Raw genomic sequence first — 19,000 nt, 5'->3', positions numbered from 1 at the left:
GAACGCGTTCTGACAAAGAGCTCCGCCCGGCTACAGCAGCCGGGCGGAGCTTTCTTGTGCGACGGCAGGGGCCGGAGCGGGGTGCCGGTCAGACGACGGTGAGCGTGACGGTCGAGCCTTCCGGGGCCTTCGTGTCCACGGGATTCTGGTCCCGGACCGTGCCGAAGAAACCGCCGAGGATGTTATCGACCTGGACCTTGAAGCCGAGTTTCTCAAGGGCTTCCTGGGCCTCCGAGGCCTGCTTGCCGATGAAGCTGGGCACCTCGACGAGCTTCGGGCCCTTCGAGATGGTCAAGGTGACGGTGCCGCCCTTGGTCAGGTTGCCGGAGGCCGGGTCCTGCGCCAGCACCGCGCCCTCGGGGACATTCCTGTCATTGACTGCTTCCGGGGCCACCACGGCCTTCAGGCCTGCATCCTCAAGGGCCTTTACAGCGGTGTCCTGCGCCTGCCCGCGGACATCCGGGACCGGGATGGGCTGGGGGCCCTTCGAGACGGTCAGGCCCACGGGCGTCCCGTGCCTGACCGGGTTGCCGCTGCGCGGAGCCTGGGCAAGGACGGTTCCGGCCGGCGCCTTCTCGTCGAAGGTCTCGGTGATCGGGCCCAGAGCCATCTGGGCGCCGTTGAGCGTGGTCTTGGCCTCGCCCAGGCTCTTGCCGGCCAGTTCCGGCAGCGGGAACAGCTCCGGGCCCTTGGAGACGGCCAGCGACACCGGCTGGAACTTGCGGATGACCTCTCCGGCGGTCGGCTCCGAGCCGACCACGAGCCCGGGCGAGACGTCGTCGTCGAAGACATCCTTCACGGTGGATTGGAAGCCGGCGGTGCGGAGCAGGTCCTGGGCCTCGGCAACGGTCTTGTTCGCCACCGGGGGAATCGTTCCCGGCGACCCGGGACCCATGCCGAAGAACCAGCCGGCGACGGCGGCGAGCAGCGCCGCGACGACGAGCAGGACGATCCACAGCAAGCCGCGGCGCCGGGGGTTGCCCTCGTGCAGGGTCCTGGTGGGCGTGGCGGCGGCGCGCTGGCGCGCCTTCTCCTCGTCCCGGTCCAGCCTGCGCTGGGCGCGTTTGCTGGGGGCAACCGCGCTCTCCGCCGGGCCGTCATACCCGGCGCCGTCGTAAGCCGCCTCGTCCGGGGTGGACAACGGTCCGTAGGCCGGACGCCGCGGGGCACCGGACATCACGGTGGTCGGGTTGCCGCCGGTGCGGGAAATCATCTCGGTGGGCCGGGCTAGGCTGCCGTATACCTCAGTCTGCAACTCCGTGGGCATTCCGGTGGGCGGCAGCACGTGGGCCGTTGCCTGCGCGTCCGACGCCGGACCGGTACCGCCTGGCGGCCGGGTTGGCGGTGCTGCTACGGCCGGCAGGGTGCTGCGAGCCGCCGGCGGCTGGAGGTCGAGTTCGGCGTCGCTGAGGTTGGTCCTGATGTGCCGGAGCTCGGACAACAGGGCGCTGCCGTCGACGGGGCGCTTGTCCGGGTCCCGGTCCGTGCACCACTGGACGAGTTCGTCGATCTCCTCAGCCAGCCCGGGCACCTCCAGCGAAGGCGCTGCGACGGTGGAATTGACGTGCTGGTAGGCGACCTGGATGGGCACGTCGCCTTCGAACGGCTGCCGGCCCGTGACCATTTCGTAAAGCATGATCCCGACCGAATAGATGTCGCTGCGGGCATCTGCCTGTTTGCCCAGGACAAGTTCGGGGGAGATGTAGGCGACGGTCCCGATCAGGGCGCCCGTGCTGGTGGACGTCGAGATAGCGCGGGCCAGGCCGAAGTCGCCGAGCTTGATCCGCCCGTCGTCGGCGATCAGGACGTTTTCGGGCTTGATGTCCCGGTGGATCATTCCGGCGGCGTGCGCGGCGCCGAGGCCTTCGACGACCGGATCGATCAGCGCCAGGGCCAGCCGCGGCGACAGGGCGCCCTTGTCATTGAGGACATCCCGCAGCGTGTGGCCCTTGATGAACTCCATGACCAGATAGGCGAGCCGGCCGTCTTCGCCCTGATCCAGGACGCCCACGACGTGCGGGTGGGAGAGCCGGGCGGCAGCCTTGGCTTCGCGGCCCAGCCGATCGAGGAACTGCGGGTCGTCGGCCAGATGGGGATGGAGCACCTTCAGCGCGACATCACGCTCAAGGCGCTGGTCCGTGGCGAGGTACACGGTGGACATCCCGCCGCGGGCAAGCCTGGATCGAACCTGGTAGCGGTTGTCCACCAGGTTCCCTACGAGAGCATCCGACACGTATTCCTGCACCCTACAATCGTAGTCGCTGGACAGAAACGGGCCCGAATCAACATGCGATCCGGGCCCGTAGCGTCACGCTCCGCCGAAAGGGAGCCTGTGCTGGAGTCTGTAGTTGGCCGAACGGCCGGGTTTAGCCGAACAGCTGCTGGTTGGCCTTGATGGCGGCGACGTAGCCCTTGGTGTCCTCGAACATGCCGTTCTGGCTCACCGAGTACTGGCCCTGGTAGTAGCCGGCGATTGCGGTGTCCACATCCGGGCTCGTGCGGACCAACTGGCGGATGATTGCGATGCCTGCCGTGGCGTTGTCGTACGGATCGAGCAGGTTCAGCTTGCGGCCCACCAGATCGGAGGCCCATTCGCCGGAGGACGGGATGACCTGCATGGTGCCGATCGCGTTGGCCGGTGACACGGCACGCTGGTCGAAGCCGGATTCCTGGAAGGCAAAGGCCAGTGCAAGGCTGGCGTCCACGCCCATGCGCCGGGCCGTGTCCGCCACGATCGACTTCATCTGCTGGCGGGTGGGCACCGGGGAGGCGTTGAGCAGCGCCTTGTTCTGGTTGGCCGAGCTGACCACCGCGGCCGGGTAGCTGAACCCGAGGAACGTGCTGGGCACGAGGGGCGTGGTGGGGGCAGGCGTGCTTGATGCCGGTGCGATGGTCGACGCGCCGGGGATGACGAGCTTCTGGCCGGGGTAAATGATGCTCGACATTGTCAGCCGGTTGGCCGACAGGACGTCCGAGAGCCTGACACCGTTGCGGGCCGCGATGCCGGAGAGGGTGTCGCCGGCCCTGATGGTGTAGGAGCCGGAACTGGCGGGCGCGGGCGCCGACGGCTTGGGTGCGGAGGTGGCCACGGGTGCGGAGGTGGCCGGCGTGCTGGAACCGCCGCCGACCTTGACCGTCTGGCCGGGATAGATCACGGAGCTCATCCCGAGCCCGTTCCACTTGAAGATCTCGGAAAGACCAACGCCGTGGCGGCTGGCGATGGCGCTCAGAGTGTCGCCGGACTTGACGACGTACACGCTGCCTCCGCCCGAGGCGGGCGTTGCCGGCGTCGATTTCGCCGGTGCGGACGGTTTGGGCGCTGCCGGCGCCGGCGTCGAGCCCGTGAGCTTGATCTTCTGCCCCGGGTAGATGATCGTGTTCGGCTGCAGGTTGTTCAGCTTGAGCACGGCAAACGTGTCCAGGCCGTAGCGGCCGGCAATGGCACTGATGGTGTCGCCGCGGGCGATCGTGTAGGCGGCCGGAGCCGCCGCCTGCGCGGGCCGCAAGGCGCTCGGCAGCGTCACCGGGACGGAGGCGGCCGGGATCACTGCCGCCTTCAGGGATGTCGCCGCGTCAGCCGTCGCCTGGGCACGCATGGCGGCCGCGAGCGTTGCCGGGACCGAGCGCACCCGCGATTCGGCTGCGGCAGGCTGGGCGATCGCCAGGGAGGAAAGCACGACGGCGGGAAGCGCCGCCGTCGTCGCCGCGATGAGCGGCAGGCTGCGCCCCGGACGGAGCTGTGGCGAACGTGAGGTTGTCATTGGAAAGATCCTCTTCTCAGCGGCAACGCTGCGGTCAGGCCGGTAGAACTGGTGTTACCAGTGTGACAAAAGTTATTTCTGTTACAAATGTGATCTATGTGAATCTCTCATGAATTGGCAATTAGCACAAGAACCGTTTGACATTCCGCAAACCCGTTTCCGGTGGAGTGTCGCCCGAAAGTCGTTCCACGGGAGTCCCCGGTGAAGCCTGGCGGCATTCCGGCGCGGCGGGACCGGCCATGGCCGCAGCGTGAATTCTGCGGATGCCGACTAGGCGGCGGGGCACCGCCCGTGGCAATCTTTATGCGTGAGTAATGTAGAAAGCCTCGTGGGCGAATGGCTGCCCCTGCCCGATGTCGCACAGCTTCTGAACGTATCTATCACCAAGGTCCATGCATTGCTGGACGAGCGTGCGCTGGCGGCCGTGAGAATCGGCGACCGGCGCATCCGGTCCGTGCCTGCGGCTTTCATCCAGGACGGGCATGCGGTGGAGAGCCTGAAAGGCACCATTGTTGTTCTCTCAGACGCCGGATACTCGGATGAGGAACTGATCAACTGGCTCTTTACGCCGGACGATTCCCTCCGCGGCCGGCCCATTGACGCCCTGCGGGAAGGTCGCAAGACCGAAATTCGCCGCAGGGCACAATCACTGGCCTGGTAAAAGCACACCGGCAGCAACTGCGCCGGCAGCATCCCCCGGACGTGCCATCACGGGCCGTGCACAGCGCAAGCGCAGTGCACGGCCCGCCGCGTTTCAAGGCACCTCTTAAAAGGCGTTACCGGTTAAAAGGCGTTACCGGCGTGAGGGCAGGGTTAAGCCGCGCGGCTGACCGTGGCTTCTGCCAGCCTGCGGAGCGCGGTTTTGGGCAGCTCCTGAAGCGGCAACAGGTCCAGGGCAGCGAAGGCGGCCTTGCCGAACTCCTCGATGAGCACTTCCGTGGCCTGGAGCGCGCCGCAGTCCACGATGATCCGCCGGATCTCCTCGATGTCTGCATCCCCGAGATCGGGGCTGCCCAGCTTGGCGTCGATGAACTCTGATTCGGCCGCCGAGGCCTGGTCCAGGGCGAAGGCCACCAGGACCGTGCGCTTGCCCTCACGGAGATCGTCCCCGGCAGGTTTGCCGGTGGTGACGGGGTCACCGAAGACGCCAAGGACATCGTCCCGCAGTTGGAACGCCTCGCCGAGCGGCAGGGCGAAGGCGGAATAGCCGCGCAGCAGCTCGTCGCCGGCGCCGGCCAGGGCGCCGCCGAGGGCGAGCGGGTGTTCAGTGGAGTATTTGGCCGACTTGAACCGGATGATGGACTGGGCCCGGCTGACGGCCCCCGCACGGTCCCGCCGGGGCCCGGCGACCTCTTCCAGGATGTCGAGGTACTGCCCGGCCATGACTTCTGCGCGCATGAGGTTGAAGATCAGCCGTGCCGGGCTGCCGGAGGCGGCACGGTGTCCGATCTCCGTGAACGATTCCTCGCTGAAGGACAGGCATAGATCCCCGGTCAGGATCGCTGCCGCATGGCCGAACCGCTCGCTGTCCAGCGCCCAGCCCTGGGCCTCGTGCAATTCAATGAACCTGCGGTGGACGCTGGGTCCGCCCCGGCGGGTGTCCGAGCGGTCAATGATGTCATCGTGGATCAGGGCCGCGGCCTGGAACAGCTCCAGGGCCGAGCCGGCCGTGACCACCTCGGCCGCGCCGGCTTCTCCGCCGGCGCCGCGCCATCCCCAGTAGCACATGAGCGCCCGCAGGCGCTTTCCGCCCGTGACCAGGTTTGAGATCGAGCCCATGAGCGGATCGATGTCCTGGGAGATCGAGGCCATGATGGCCTGGCGGCTGGTCAGGAACTCGGTGAGCTTGCCGGCGACGGCGGCCACGTAATCCGCCTGCTCGAGCCGCAGCTGTTCGGCGAGACTCACTTGACGGACTCGGCAGCGACGTTCGCACCGATCGTGAACGTGGACACCCCTGTTGTCTGCATGACGGAGATGTTCACGGTTTCGTTGTCCCCGCGCAGGAAGTCCTTGGACGGCAGGGCGCCGACGGTTTCCCCGGGTACGGGCTTGAAGCCCTGCGCCTGCAGCCTCTTGGCGTAGAAAGCCAGGACATCGGCGGCCGGGGCGGTGATGCTGCCGACCAGTGCCGCGGTTGCCGGCACCGTGGTTTTGTCGAAGCTGCTGGAGACCACCTGGGCTCCGGGCATCAGCGGCAGGAGTTTCTGCGGGAAGCCGGGCACGAGGGCGCCGACCGTGGCTGACGTGCCGGGCTCCGCGGAAGGGCTGGGGGGAGCCGTGGTGGAGGACTGCGCAGAGGCGTCCGGGGTCGACGCCGGCGACGCCGCCGGGCTCCCGGTGCCGGCAGGCGTGCATGCGGCCAAGGCCAATAGCGCGCCAGCCGCCGCGATGGCGGCTGCGGCACGTTTGCGCTGTCCAAATACCTTCACAGGGACTTTCCTCCTGGGGTTGAAGCGGAATCAGCCTCCAGTTTAGTCAGTCCCCGGGCATAGGATTGAAGACGTGGGGCCGGACGCAGAGAATCAGCAGGGAGCGCAGAGGAATATGCACCCCAACGGGCCCTCGAATGCGCAGCCCCAGATCCAGCCCGCCGGCAGCCTGGGCGGGGAGTCCCTGCTGGAACTGCGGCGCAGCAGCATCATGCACGTGGACATGGACGCCTTCTTTGTCTCCGTGGAGTTGCGCAGCCGGCCTGAGCTGAAGGGAAAGCCCGTGATCGTGGGCTACCCCGCGGACCGCTCCGTGGTGCTCTCCGCGTCCTATGAGGCCCGCGCCTTCGGCGTCAGATCGGCGATGCCCATGGTGGTGGCGGCGCGGATGTGCCCCTCGGCTGTCATCATCGAGCCTCGCCACAAGCTGTACTACGAAGTGTCCGGCCAGATCATGGCAATCTTTGGTTCCATCACCGACCTCGTCGAGCCGCTCAGCGTGGATGAGGCGTTCCTGGACGTCGGGGGAGCCATCCGGAGGCTCGGGCCGCCACGGGAGATTGGCGAACTCATCCGGGCCCGCGTGTTCCGGGAGCTGGGCATCACGGCATCAGTGGGCATCGCCGCCAGCAAGTTTGTGGCCAAGATCGCGTCCACCCGCTGCAAACCGGACGGACTGCTGCTGATCCGGCCGGAGGAAACCGTCCCCTACCTGCACAGCCTTCCTGTCAGTGCGCTCTGGGGAGTCGGCGGCAAGACCGTGGAGGTGCTGGCCCGCCGGGGCATCAGGACGGTGGCGGACGTCGCCGCGTCGCCGCTGCCCTCGCTGCGCAAGCTGCTGGGCGCATCGGGGGAGCATGTCTACCGGCTCTCCTGGGGCATCGATCCACGGCCCGTGACGCCGGTCCGCCTGGAAAAGAGCATTGGTGCCGAGGAGACGTTCGCCACTGACACCGCGGATGACGCGCTGCTTCACAGGGAGCTGCTGCGCCTTTCGCACCGGACGGCGGAGCGCCTCCGCAGTGCCGGCATGCACGCCCGTACCGTGGCGCTCAAGCTGCGCTACGCCGACTTTTCCACTATTACCCGCAGCCGCACCGTGAGCACACCGATCGACAGCGCCCAACTCCTGTACGCGGTGGCAGTGCAGCTCCTGGAATCGGTGGGTGAGCGGCCCATGACGGTCCGGCTGGTCGGCATCCGCGCCGAGCAGCTGGAAGAGGCCGCCGATGCCCCGCTTCAGCTCAGTCTTGACCGCCGGGACGACAACTGGCGGGCCGCCGAACAAGCCCTCGATGCTGTCACCCGGAAGTTCGGTAACAAGTCAGTCCTTCCGGCCCGGCTCCTGGATTCCGGGGGCGCCACCGAGTAAGCCCGGCAGGAACCCCGGCGGGCCGCCCGTTCCCAAGGGTTCCGGCGGCGAAAGGGCCTTAAGACTGTCTTTCAGAACAGGCCGCAACAATCTATCCTTATTAATACCTAGGTTTAGGACTACTGGATCGACCGTTCGGGCGACCTGGCCAGCTGAGACCGGCGCGGGAGAGCTGAATTGACCCCTTTTCACCAATGGCGGTGACGGGGGAACCACTTCGGAATCCCGGGCGTTAGGGAATTAGGGCAATGGCCACGTCATGCCCGGACGTTGGCAGACTTGAGGAGGTCGTGATGCCGCTCTCGGAACACGAACAGAAGTTGCTGGAGCAACTTGAGAAGCAGCTGCATGAGGACGACCCAAAGTTTGCAAGCTCAATGGGATCGGTCCCCGGACGCTCATGGTCCACCCGCCACCTTGTCATCGGCGTGCTCGCGACTCTCGCGGGCGTGCTGCTGTTATTGGTCGGGGTGTCGATGCAAAACATCTTTATCGGGGTCCTCGGCTTTGTTGTGATGGGCGCCGGCGTCTATTTCGCCACGATGCGCAGTTCTGCGGTCGGCAAGGCCAGGGCAGCCGGCGGACGCAAGCAGGGCAAGCCCAGGAGTTCGTTCATGAGCAACCTCGAGCAGCGCTGGGACGAACGGCACGGGGGCGAGTCCTAAACCGCTCAGTGACGGCCCCGTAAAGTCCTCCACTTCCCGCCACCGGTCCGCCGGGGAGCGGCGCGAGACCCGCTTCGGCGGGTCTTTCGCCATTTAACGCGGTTATTTCCGGCGCCTTTGCTGCAGCCGTGCTGGAATTTGGCTTCGACGGCGCCGCAAAAGGGACAACCGCACCGAATTATTCGCTCCCGCGCCGGTGCGCCCCGTCAATCGGTGCGGGGCGGGAGGCAAGCAGGCAAAAATCGCTCCACTTTCCCCCACCAGTCCCGATTCCCTGCAAATGCTGGGAAGAAGGGGGATAAACATCCGCAGAATTGTCTAAACATCCCGGGCGTGTCGTTGACTGTGGAGCGATGTGGAGTAATGTGGAGGACGTAAGAGGGTAGTGGCAGCACAGGGGACGTTGGACTTCCTAAGACAGACAGGCGGTGGGCCGTGTTTCTCGGCACACATTCGCCGCGTCTGGATGAAAAAGGTCGAATTATCCTCCCCGCGAAGTTCCGAGAGGAACTTGCCAGCGGGCTGGTTCTCACAAGGGGCCAGGAGCGTTGCATCTACGTCTTCAGTGAGGCGGAATTCGGACGGGTTCACGAGCAGATGCGGGAGGCTCCAATTTCCTCCAAGCAGGCACGTGACTACATCCGTGTTTTCCTCTCTGGAGCCTCGGACGAGGTACCTGACAAGCAGGGGCGCGTGACGATTCCGCCGGCGCTCCGGGAGTATGCAGGTCTTGGCCGGGAACTCGCCGTCATTGGCGCAGGATCCCGGGCAGAGATCTGGGACGCCCAGGCCTGGAATGAGTACCTGGCCGAAAAGGAAACCGCCTTCTCGGAAACAGACGACGCCATCCCGGGGATTCTCTGAACCCCCACTGATCCACCAGCAAACAACGTTCCTTGATCGAGATCTCCAGCCGCCCATCCGGTTGTTGTCCTGGCTCACTTCCCCGGAGCCAGGCCGGCGCAGGATAGGCGCGGATGGGGATCTGGACCAAGGAACGTTGCGTAAGAGCAGTACCAAGCAATCCGCAACCAGCAAAGCGCAACCAGCAAAGCTCAAAGCAAACAAGGCCAACGAAAGGACGAAGGCATGACGGATCCCGACCAGGCGAAGCCGACGTCCGAACGCCATGTACCGGTCCTCAAGGACCGGTGCATCAATTTGTTGGCCCCCGGCATCGAGGCCGCACGGAGCCGCGGTGAGACCCCCGTGGTGATCGACGCGACGCTCGGCATGGGCGGACACTCCGAGGCCCTCCTGGAGCGCTTCCCGGACCTTCACCTGATCGGCATCGACCGCGACGAGGAGGCCCTGGCACTGGCGGGGGCCCGGCTGGCGCCCTTCGAGAACCGGACCGACCTCGTTCACGCCGTCTACGACGAAATCCCGGACGTCCTCGAAGACCTGGGCTTCACCGAAGTCCACGGTGTGCTCATGGACCTCGGCGTATCGTCGCTCCAGCTGGACGAGCGGGAACGCGGCTTCGCCTACTCCTTCGACGCGCCCCTGGACATGCGGATGGACACGAGCCGGGGCCAGACGGCCGCCGACGTCGTCAATAACTACAGCGAAGAAGAACTCGTCCGGATCATCCGGAAGTGGGGCGAAGAGAAGTTCGCCGGCCGCATCGCGAACAGGATCGTGGCCGCGCGCGCCGAAAAGCCCTTCACCACCACCGGCGAACTGGTCGAGCAGATCCGGGCCGTGGTGCCCGCCGGTGCCGCCAAATCCGGCGGCCACCCCGCGAAGCGCACTTTCCAGGCGCTCCGGATCGAGGTCAACGAGGAACTGGACGTCCTCGAGCGCGCCATCCCGGCAGCGATCGAGGCCATCGCCCTCGGCGGCCGCGTGGTGGTCATGTCCTACCACTCCCTGGAAGACAAGATCGTCAAGGGCTTCTTCCAGGCCGGATCGAAGTCCTCGGCGCCGCTCGGCTTCCCGGTCGAGCTCGAAGAGCACAAAGCCGAACTCAAAACCCTGACAAAGGGCACCGAGGTACCCACCGCCGCTGAAATCGCCGAAAACCCCCGCGCAGCTTCCGCCCGGCTGCGCGCCGTCGAACGCATCAAAGCCAGGAGAGCCGCATGAGCACCGCCGCCGTCAACAGCTACCCCGTTGCCCAGGGCGCCACTGCCCGTGCCCTGCCCGGCCTCCGCCCCGGCCTTGACCAGCCCCGCAAGGCACGCACCCCGCTGTCGGTGGTCCGCTCCGTGCCGCGCAAGCGCCGCGCACCGTTCGTGGTGCTCTGCTTCGGACTCCTGGCGATTGCCCTTATGGCCGTGCTGGTCCTGAACATCTCCGTCTCCTCCGCCCAGTACCAGCTGGTCCAGCTCCGCAGTGAACAGACCACACTGACCAAGCAGAACCAGGACCTCACCCAGCAGGTGCAGAACTTCGACGCCCCGCAGAACCTGGCGGCCAAGGCCACGGAGCTGGGCATGGTGGCTTCGGTCGCCAAGGGCCAGATCGACCTCTCCACCCTCAATGTCACCGGTAAGGCCAAGCCGGCCGTCAAGGGTGATGCCCCGGGCGCCGTCATCGCTGCACCGGCCGTCGCCGGGCAGCTCACGGTGGTCCCGCCGGCCACGGAGAACGAACCTCTCGCCCAGCGCAAGGGGCCGGCCACGGAGAACGAGCCTCTCGCCCAGCGCAAGGCGGCAGACACCAAACCGGCGGACACAGACAAGGCGCCGGCAGCTGTGAAGCCCGCACCCGCACCGAAAACCGCCGCCCCCGCCGTGGAACTCCACGGCGGCTCGGTTCCGGCCCCCGCACAGAAGACGCCGGGGCAGTAACGTTCACTGACCACCAGCAAGGCAAGCAGCAAGGACTCACCGTGGCGAAGAACTCCGGCAGGGCAAGCAAGGCGAAAGCCCCAAACCCCACCCGGCGGCTCCGCGTGGGGCTGGGCATCATGCTGGCGCTCCTGCTGGTGGTCGGCGGCAAGCTGTTCATGGTCCAGGGCCTGGACATCGGGGGACTGGCTGAGGCCGCCCTCAACAACCGGCTCACGCCCACCGTGCTGCCCGCGGAGCGCGGCAGCATCCTTGATTCCTCCGGCGCGGTCCTGGCCAGCAGCGTCATCCGCTACAACGTCGTGGTGGACCAGACAGTCAACACCAAGACCGAATCCTTCCGCCGGTTCGAGACCATCAACGGCAAGGACGAACTCGTCAAGGTCACCCGGGACCAGGGCATCTCCGAACTCGCCGCCGTGCTCGGCATGGACCGAGGCACCCTCCGCGATGCCCTGACAGGAACCCAGCGCTACTACATCGTGGCCAAGGACCTGAAGCCGGACATGGAGGACAAGGTGTCCAAGCTGCAGATTCCCGGCATCGTCACCGAAGGCACCAGCAAGCGGGTGTACCCCAACGGCTCCGTGGCCGGCGGAATTGTGGGTTTCCTCAAGGACGGCAGCACCGGACAGGCGGGCCTCGAGCAGACCCAGGACGAGGTACTCAAAGGCACACCGGGCAAGCGGCTGTTTGAAATCGGCGCCGACGGACTGCGCATCCCGGTGGGCGTGGACCAATTGACGCCGGCGGTGAACGGCAAGGACATCAAACTCACGCTGAATTCGGACCTGCAGTACTTTTCCCAGCAGGCCATCCAAAGCCAGAAGGACAAGCTCAGCGCCGAGTGGGGTGTGATTGTGGTCCAGGACGCCAAGACCGGCAACATCGTGGCCATGGCCGATACCGACTCCCCGGATCCGAACGACCCCGGCAAGGTTGCCGCCGAGGACCGCGGCGTCCGGGCCGTCACCGCCGCCTACGAGCCCGGCTCGGTGGAGAAGATGATCACGGCCGCAGCTGCGATCCAGGAAGGAAAGTCCAGCCCGCTGGACAGGTTCACCATTCCACCGACCTACACCGTGGACGGCCAGACCTTCAGCGACGCGTTCGAACACGGCACTGAGCAGCGGACGCTGGCGGGCATTGTCGGCTACTCCATGAACACCGGCACAGTCATGGTGGGCCAGCGACTGAGCAAGGAACAGCGCTATGACTGGCTGCGGAAGTTCGGCATCGGCGATGCCCCCGACATCGGTCTGCCGGCCGAATCCAAGGGCATCCTGACCCCGGCCGACCAGTGGGACGGGCGCCAGCAATACACCGTGCTCTTCGGCCAGGGCGTCGCCCAAACCACCCTCCAGACCGTCCGGGCCTACCAAAGCATCGCCAACGACGGCGTGATGCTCCAGCCCCGGCTGATCGACAGCTACATCAACCCGGACGGTGCCGAGGAAAAAGTCCCGGCCAAGGCCCCGCAGCAGGTCGTCTCCAAAGAAACCGCCAAACAGGTCCGCGACATCCTTGAGAGCGCCGTAACCGAGGGTGAGATCAAAGAGGCTGCTATCGACGGGTACCGGGTGGGCGCCAAGACCGGCACATCCGAATCACCCTGCGACGACGGCAAATCAGGGTTCTGCGGCTATACAGCCTCCATCATCGGAATGGCGCCCATGGACGATCCGCGGTTTATTGTTGAGGTGGTCCTGCAACGGCCCAAGGGAAGCATCTTCGGAATCACCAACGGACCGGTGTTCCGTTCGGTGATGAGCCAGACGCTGCGCACATTCAACGTCCAGCCCTCCACCGGCGAACCCGCGCGGCTGCCGCAGTACGCCAAGTAGCGCCTGTTCCACCTGGCACCCGGAAATCACCAGCCGACGCCACACCCATTGCCTGCGCGCCGGAGCATTTCCGCGTGCGCAGGTCCCGATCTACCAGTGCCCGATTCATTCAGTGCCAGATTTTTCAGTGCCCGATTCATTCAGTGCCCGATTCATTCAGTGCCCGATCCACTAGCACCACAACGGAGATCCACTTTGTCAGAGCTCACCGACCCCGATGCTTCCGCGCCGTCCGGCCATGACTCCAACCAGGGCTTCCGGCCCACTGCGGTTGCCGCAGTGCCGCTGGCAGCCATTGGCGCGGCGATCGGCGTGGCCGTTCCCGGTGCGTCCGGCTCCGTCCAGGTCACCGGGATATCCCTGAACTCCCGGTCGGTCCGCCCGGGAGACCTGTACGTGGCCCTGCCGGGCGCCACACGGCACGGGGCCGACTTCGTGTCGCAGGCCGTCGACGCCGGCGCCGTGGCGGTCCTGACAGACGACGCCGGGGCGCGCCTGGTGGCCCTGGGCCATGACATCGCCGTCCCGGTGTTGCTGGCCCACGAGCCGCGCAGCGTGGTCGGCCGGCTGTCCGCGCTCATCTACCAGAGCAGGCCCGACGGCGCCGGGGCACCGGCCCTCTTCGGGGTGACAGGCACCAACGGCAAGACCACCACCACCTATTTCATCAATGCCCTGCTGCGGGCGCTGGGCAAGCGGACCGGGCTGATCGGGACGATTGAGATCCTGGCCGGCGGGGAGCCGATCCCGAGCCTGCTGACCACGCCCGAATCCACGGATGTGCACGCGCTGCTGGCGCTCATGCGCGAACGCGGGCTCGATGCCGCCTCCATGGAGGTTTCCTCGCACGCCGTGTCCTTCCACCGCGTCGACGGCGTGGTGTTCGACGTCGCCGGCTTCACGAACCTCACCCAGGACCACCTGGACCTGCACGGGACCATGGAGGAATACTTCCAGACCAAAGCCCGGCTGTTCACGCCGGAACGCGCCCGCGCCGCCGTGGTCACCATCGATGATGACTGGGGCCGCAAGCTCGCGGCCACCGCCGAAATCCCGGTCACGACCCTGGCCACGGCCGGGACCGACGGCGCCGGGCCGGCTGACGCCGACGGGACCGCGGACTGGACCGTTGCCCGGACTGCTCCGCGGGGCCTCGGCTCAGACTTCGTCCTCCGGCACCGCGACGGCGCCGAGCTGCGCGTCCACACGGGCCTGCCGGGCGGCTTCAACGTCGCCAATGCAGCGCTGGCCACAGTGATGGTCCTCGCCGGCGGCCACGAGCCGGCCGCGGTGCAGGCCGCCCTCGACGCCGCGGATCCCTTCACCGTCGCCGTGCCCGGCCGGATGCAGCTCGTATCCACGGCACCGGCCGCCGTGGTGGACTTCGCGCACAACCCCGACGCCCTGGCCCGTGCACTCGAAGCCGTCCGGTCCCCGGAACCCGGATCCAAAGTGATCATCGTTTTCGGCGCCACCGGCCAGCGGGACCAAGGCAAACGCCCCGCGATGGGGGCCATCGCGGCGCGGCTGGCGGACACCGTGATTGTCAGCGACGACGATCCCCACGACGAGGACGCGGCAGCCATCCGTGCGGACGTCCTTGCCGGGGCCCTGGCGGCCAAGGACGACGAAGGCCTGAACTGCACAGTCCTGGAAGTCTTCCCGCGCGACGCCGCCATCCTGAAGGCCGTGGAGCTCGCCGGGGCCGGGGACACCATCCTGGTAGCCGGGCGCGGGCACGAGGTCTGGCAGGAAGTTAAGGGAGTCAACCTGGCACTGGATGACCGGGTGGAGCTTCGGAACGCCTTGACAGCACGGGGATTCACCGTTCTCGAAGACCACCGGATAGAGTCCTAAACCGAGATGATTGCATTTACAGCGGCGGAAATCGCCGACATAACCAACGGCCGGCTCGCCGCGGAACCGGGAATTACCCCCGCCTCCGTGGTGACCGACTCCCGCGAGGCCACGGCGGGTTCCCTCTATGTGGCCAAACCGGGGGAGAACGCCGACGGACACGACTTCGTCGGCGCAGCCTTTGCCCGGGGCGCCGTATTGGCGCTCGTGGAGCGCGAAGTGGCCGACGCCGCCGGAACGGACTATCCCGCCGTCGTCGTTGAGGACGCTGTCCTCGCCATGGGCGCGCTGGCCGCCGAAGCCGTCCGCCGGATCCGCGCCAGCCGCGCCGCGGCCGGCGCCGCTTTCACCGTGGTTGGCATCACCGGCTCCGCCGGCAAGACCACCACGAAGGACCTGCTCGCCGGAATCTTCACGGCCGCCGGCGCCGAAGGTGCCACAGTTGCACCGCAAGGGTCCTACAACGGCGAGATCGGCGTGCCGCTCACAGTCTTCAAAGCCGACTTCGACACCCGCTACCTCGTCATCGAGATGGGCGCCACGGGCATCGGCCACATCCAATACCTCGCGGACATGGTCCGGCCGGAGATCGGCGTCGTCCTCGGCGTCGGCTCCGCCCACGCCGGCGAGTTCGGCGGCGTCGAGAACATCGCGGTCGCCAAGGGCGAACTCGTGGAGGCGCTCCCGGCCGCGGGCACCGCCGTGCTGAACCTGGACGACTCCCGCGTCGCCGCGATGGCCACCCGGACCCGGGCCCGCGTGCTCGGTTACACCTCACGCGCGGCCACCACCGGCCAGGACAACACCATCCAGACCGACGTGGCCCAAGCCGATGTGGTGAGGGCCGCGGATGTGGAACTGAACGCCGACGGCCACCCGGAGTTTGAGCTCTACCTGCCCGCCGACGTGACGGACGGGAAAGCAGAGCAAGGACCAACCCGGCACCACGTCGCCGCCAAGCTGATCGGCGCCCATCACATGGCCAACCTCCTCGCGGCCGCGGCCGCGGCGCACGCGGCCGGCATCCCCGGCGCGCAGATCGCGGCCTCGCTCAGCGCTCAGACCGCCGCCAGCCGCTGGCGGATGGAGCGCACGGAGCGTCCCGACGGCGTGACCGTCATCAACGATGCCTACAACGCCAACCCGGAGTCCATGCGGGCAGCACTGCGGACGCTGGCCGAACTGGGCCACGGCCGCCGCACCTGGGCGGTCCTGGGCGCCATGCTGGAACTGGGCCCGGATTCCATCCGCGAGCACATGGCAGTCGGCACCCAGGTGGTGCGGCTGAACATCTCCCGGCTCGTCGTGGTGGGCCGGGAGGCGCGGTCGCTGTATGTCTCCGCCGTCAACGAAGGCTCCTGGGGCGACGAATGCGTTTTCGCCGAGACGGCGGACGAGGCCTACGAGCTTCTCCAAGCCGAGCTCCAGCCGGGCGACCTGGTCCTGTTCAAGTCTTCGAACGGCATCGGGCTGCGCCACTTGGGGGATCGGATAGCATTACCCCCACATGCCACCCAAGACTCTCCCGAGCGACTTGCTGAGGGAACTGCCGCAACCGCCACAGAAGGGAGTGCACAGCTGTGATTGCACTGCTGATGGGCGCCGGAATGGCGCTGCTCCTCGCGTTTGTGGGCACCCCGCTGTTCATCCGGTTCCTGGTCCGCAAGGGCTACGGACAATTCATCCGGGACGACGGACCCACCTCCCACCACACCAAGCGGGGCACGCCCACAATGGGCGGCACCGTTGTGGTCGTCGCGGTCCTGGTCAGCTACGGGCTCACGCACCTGATCATGTGGATGATGAACCCGCACTCACCGGGGCCAAGCGCCTCCGGGCTTCTCCTGCTCTTCCTCATGGTGGGCATGGGGCTGGTCGGATTCCTGGATGACTTCATCAAGATCTCCAAGCAGCGCAGCCTGGGCCTGGACGCCAAGGCCAAGCTGATCCTCCAGGGCGCTGTTGGCATCATCTTTGCCGTGCTGGCGCTGAACTTCCCGAATGCCGCGGGCCTGACCCCGGCGTCCACCCAGATCTCGCTGGTGCGCGATATTCCGTGGCTTAACCTCGCGTTCGCCGGAACCGTGCTCGGCGCCATCTTGTTTGTGCTGTGGTCCAACCTGATCGTCACGGCCGCGACCAACGGCGTGAACCTCACCGACGGCCTCGACGGCCTGGCCGCCGGCGCTTCCGTCATGGTGTTCGGGGCCTACACGCTCATGGGCATCTGGCAAAGCAACCAGGCCTGCGGATCCCCGAGGCAGGCCGGCAGCGGCTGCTACTCGGTCCGCGACCCTCTGGACCTGGCCCTGCTGGCCGCCATCCTGAGTGCGGCGATGGTCGGCTTCCTGTGGTGGAACACCTCGCCAGCAAAGATCTTCATGGGCGACACCGGCTCCCTAGCCATCGGCGGCGCCGTCGCAGCCTTCGCGATCCTGTCCCGCACTGAACTGCTGCTGGCCTTCATCGGCGGGCTCTTCGTCCTCATCACGCTCTCGGTCATCATCCAGGTGGGCTACTTCAAAATCACCAAGGGCAAACGGTTCTTCAAGATGGCACCGCTCCAGCACCACTTCGAACTCAAGGGCTGGGCCGAAGTCACGGTGGTGGTCCGGTTCTGGATCCTGTCCGGGTTGTTTGTCGCCGCCGGCCTGGGCATCTTCTACGCCGAATGGGTGGTGCTGCTGTGACCGGTCCCATCCCCGCCCCGCTCACCACCTCGCCCCGGCTGCAGGGACTCACCACCTGGGATTCCGACTGGGCCGGCCTGCGCGTCGTGGTCACCGGCATCGGCGTCTCCGGATTCGCCGCCGCCGACACCCTCATTGAACTCGGCGCCCGGGTGGTGGTGGTGGACGCCGCCACCAGCGCCAAGGCGCTGGCCCAGGCCGACACGCTCCGGATCGTCGGCGCCGTGGACGTCCTGCTGGGCGAGGATGCGGTGGAGTCTGTTCCGAAGATCGACGGGCAGAAGCCGGACCTGGTGGTCACGTCCCCGGGCTGGCGCCCGGACCAGGCCCTGCTCGCCGCAGCGGCGCGGGCGCACATTCCGGTGTGGGGCGACGTCGAGCTCGCCTGGCGGCTCCGCGAACGCGAGGGCCGCAAGACCGCCGACTGGCTGGCCATCACCGGCACCAACGGCAAGACCACCACGGTCGGCCTGACCGAGTCCATGCTCCAGGCCGCCGGCCTGAAGGCGATCGCCGTAGGCAACGTCGGAACCCCGATCCTGGACGCCCTGCGCGATCCCGTGGACTACGACGCCTTCGCGGTGGAACTGTCCAGCTTCCAGCTGCACTGGAGCCACTCGGTGTCGCCGGTGGCCAGCGTGTGCCTCAACGTCGCTGAAGACCACGTGGACTGGCACGGCTCCTACGCCTCCTACCTCGCCGACAAGGCCAAGGTCTACGCGAACACGCAGAAGGCCTGCATCTACAACGCCGAGCAGATCGAGACCGAACGCATGGTCGAGGACGCGGACGTGGTGGAAGGCTGCCGGGCCGTGGGATTCACCACACTGACCCCGGCCATCAGCATGCTCGGCGTCGTGGAAGGGCTGCTGGTTGACCGGGCGTTCATCGCCGAACGCAAGGACAGCGCGGCCGAACTCGCCTCGATCGCCGACCTGGGACCGGTGGCGCCGCGCCACATGGTGGCCAACGCGCTGGCAGCCGCTGCCCTGGTCAGGGCCTACGGGGTGGAGCCATCGGCTGTGCGCAAGGGCCTGCTGAACTACCTTCCGGGAGACCACCGGATCCAGCTGGTGGCCCGGCACGACGGTGTGCTGTGGATCAACGATTCCAAAGCCACCAACCCCCACGCCGCCGCCGCCTCGTTGTCCGCATTCCAGAATGTGGTGTGGATCGCGGGAGGCTTGTCCAAGGGCGTGAATTACGACTCCCTGATCCAGGAACAGGGCAGCCGGCTCAAGGCCGTGGTCCTGATCGGCGCGGACTCCAGCGATCTGCAGGCCGCCCTGAAGCGACACGCGCCGGATGTCCCCGTGATCGGGCAGGGCAAGGGCGAGACTGAAGACGTGCAGACTGCCGGTATGGCCAAAGCCGACGCAGGCCCTTCGCCGATTTTCGGCGAGACTGTGATGGCCCAGGCCGTTGCCTCGGCGGCTCAGCTGGCCGCCTCCGGGGACACTGTGCTGCTGGCCCCGGCGGCTGCTTCCATGGACCAGTTCTCTTCCTATGCTCACCGTGGCGATGCCTTCATCGAAGCTGTCCGCGAGCTCGTGGAAGGGCAGGCTCAGACCAGCGAGGAGTAAC

15 protein-coding genes are annotated in these 19,000 nt (G+C 66.9%); 11 read left to right on the top strand and 4 right to left on the bottom strand.

The genetic code is table 11. From position 1 onward, the window contains the following. Positions 1-88: 88 nt before the first annotated feature. Both ARTB_RS09425 and ARTB_RS09420 read right to left on the bottom strand, forming a co-directional pair. Entirely contained in the window at positions 89-2,245 is a 2,157-nt protein-coding gene (locus tag ARTB_RS09425; protein ID WP_243179536.1) for a Stk1 family PASTA domain-containing Ser/Thr kinase, read from the bottom strand. A 121-nt stretch (positions 2,246-2,366) separates the two neighbouring features. Continuing rightward, a complete protein-coding gene (locus tag ARTB_RS09420; protein WP_243179535.1) occupies positions 2,367-3,761 on the bottom strand; it encodes a lytic transglycosylase domain-containing protein in 1,395 nt (464 codons plus the stop codon). A 307-nt stretch (positions 3,762-4,068) separates the two neighbouring features. Here ARTB_RS09420 and ARTB_RS09415 point away from each other — a divergent pair, with 307 nt between their 5' ends. Beyond that, a complete protein-coding gene (locus tag ARTB_RS09415; RefSeq protein ID WP_026266238.1) occupies positions 4,069-4,422 on the top strand; it encodes an Rv2175c family DNA-binding protein in 354 nt (117 codons plus the stop codon). A 152-nt stretch (positions 4,423-4,574) separates the two neighbouring features. On the opposite strand, the gene ARTB_RS09410 is transcribed toward ARTB_RS09415, so the two are convergent. Further along, a complete protein-coding gene (locus tag ARTB_RS09410; protein WP_028275891.1) occupies positions 4,575-5,669 on the bottom strand; it encodes a polyprenyl synthetase family protein in 1,095 nt (364 codons plus the stop codon). Continuing rightward, positions 5,666-6,193 carry a hypothetical protein gene (locus ARTB_RS09405; RefSeq protein ID WP_243179534.1) on the bottom strand — a complete coding sequence of 176 codons (528 nt, stop codon included), beginning with the start codon at positions 6,191-6,193 and terminating at the stop codon, positions 5,666-5,668. The genes ARTB_RS09410 and ARTB_RS09405 overlap by 4 nt, the downstream gene beginning before the upstream one ends. A 115-nt stretch (positions 6,194-6,308) precedes the next feature. Here ARTB_RS09405 and dinB point away from each other — a divergent pair, with 115 nt between their 5' ends. The 10 genes from dinB (at position 6,309) to murD (ending at position 18,999) form a co-directional block, all read left to right on the top strand. After that, positions 6,309-7,565, top strand: a complete 1,257-nt coding sequence (gene dinB, locus ARTB_RS09400) for a DNA polymerase IV (protein WP_243179533.1) — start codon at positions 6,309-6,311, stop codon at positions 7,563-7,565. Positions 7,566-7,858: 293 nt separating this feature from the next. Further along, the gene (locus tag ARTB_RS09395; protein WP_243179532.1) at positions 7,859-8,230 is read left to right on the top strand and encodes a DUF3040 domain-containing protein; all 372 of its coding nucleotides are present in this window, start codon (positions 7,859-7,861) and stop codon (positions 8,228-8,230) included. A 435-nt stretch (positions 8,231-8,665) separates the two neighbouring features. Then, positions 8,666-9,094: a division/cell wall cluster transcriptional repressor MraZ gene (gene mraZ, locus ARTB_RS09390; protein WP_028275887.1), complete on the top strand. Its 429-nt coding sequence runs from the start codon at positions 8,666-8,668 to the stop codon at positions 9,092-9,094. A gap of 225 nt (positions 9,095-9,319) precedes the next feature. Further along, positions 9,320-10,318 carry a 16S rRNA (cytosine(1402)-N(4))-methyltransferase RsmH gene (rsmH, locus tag ARTB_RS09385; protein ID WP_243179531.1) on the top strand — a complete coding sequence of 333 codons (999 nt, stop codon included), beginning with the start codon at positions 9,320-9,322 and terminating at the stop codon, positions 10,316-10,318. Then, positions 10,315-11,025 (top strand): hypothetical protein, encoded by a 711-nt coding sequence (locus ARTB_RS09380; RefSeq protein ID WP_243179530.1) that lies wholly within the window; start codon positions 10,315-10,317, stop codon positions 11,023-11,025. Before rsmH ends, ARTB_RS09380 begins: the two co-directional genes overlap by 4 nt. 41 nt (positions 11,026-11,066) lie before the next feature. Further along, positions 11,067-12,869 (top strand): peptidoglycan D,D-transpeptidase FtsI family protein, encoded by a 1,803-nt coding sequence (locus ARTB_RS09375; protein ID WP_243179529.1) that lies wholly within the window; start codon positions 11,067-11,069, stop codon positions 12,867-12,869. A gap of 195 nt (positions 12,870-13,064) precedes the next feature. Beyond that, complete coding sequence (locus ARTB_RS09370; protein WP_243179528.1) at positions 13,065-14,726, top strand: UDP-N-acetylmuramoyl-L-alanyl-D-glutamate--2,6-diaminopimelate ligase; 1,662 nt, start codon at positions 13,065-13,067, stop codon at positions 14,724-14,726. A 6-nt stretch (positions 14,727-14,732) separates the two neighbouring features. Beyond that, complete coding sequence (locus ARTB_RS09365) at positions 14,733-16,310, top strand: UDP-N-acetylmuramoyl-tripeptide--D-alanyl-D-alanine ligase (protein ID WP_243179527.1); 1,578 nt, start codon at positions 14,733-14,735, stop codon at positions 16,308-16,310. Beyond that, positions 16,307-17,416: a phospho-N-acetylmuramoyl-pentapeptide-transferase gene (gene mraY / locus ARTB_RS09360; RefSeq protein WP_028275881.1), complete on the top strand. Its 1,110-nt coding sequence runs from the start codon at positions 16,307-16,309 to the stop codon at positions 17,414-17,416. The genes ARTB_RS09365 and mraY overlap by 4 nt, the downstream gene beginning before the upstream one ends. Continuing rightward, on the top strand, positions 17,398-18,999 hold the full coding sequence (gene murD / locus ARTB_RS09355; protein WP_439954109.1) for a UDP-N-acetylmuramoyl-L-alanine--D-glutamate ligase: 1,602 nt from the start codon (positions 17,398-17,400) through the stop codon (positions 18,997-18,999). The genes mraY and murD overlap by 19 nt, the downstream gene beginning before the upstream one ends. Position 19,000: the final 1 nt, after the last annotated feature.

Source organism: Arthrobacter humicola (genome assembly GCF_022803015.1).
Taxonomy (GTDB): domain Bacteria; phylum Actinomycetota; class Actinomycetes; order Actinomycetales; family Micrococcaceae; genus Arthrobacter; species Arthrobacter humicola_A.
This window is presented reverse-complemented; position numbering and strand designations above follow the sequence as displayed.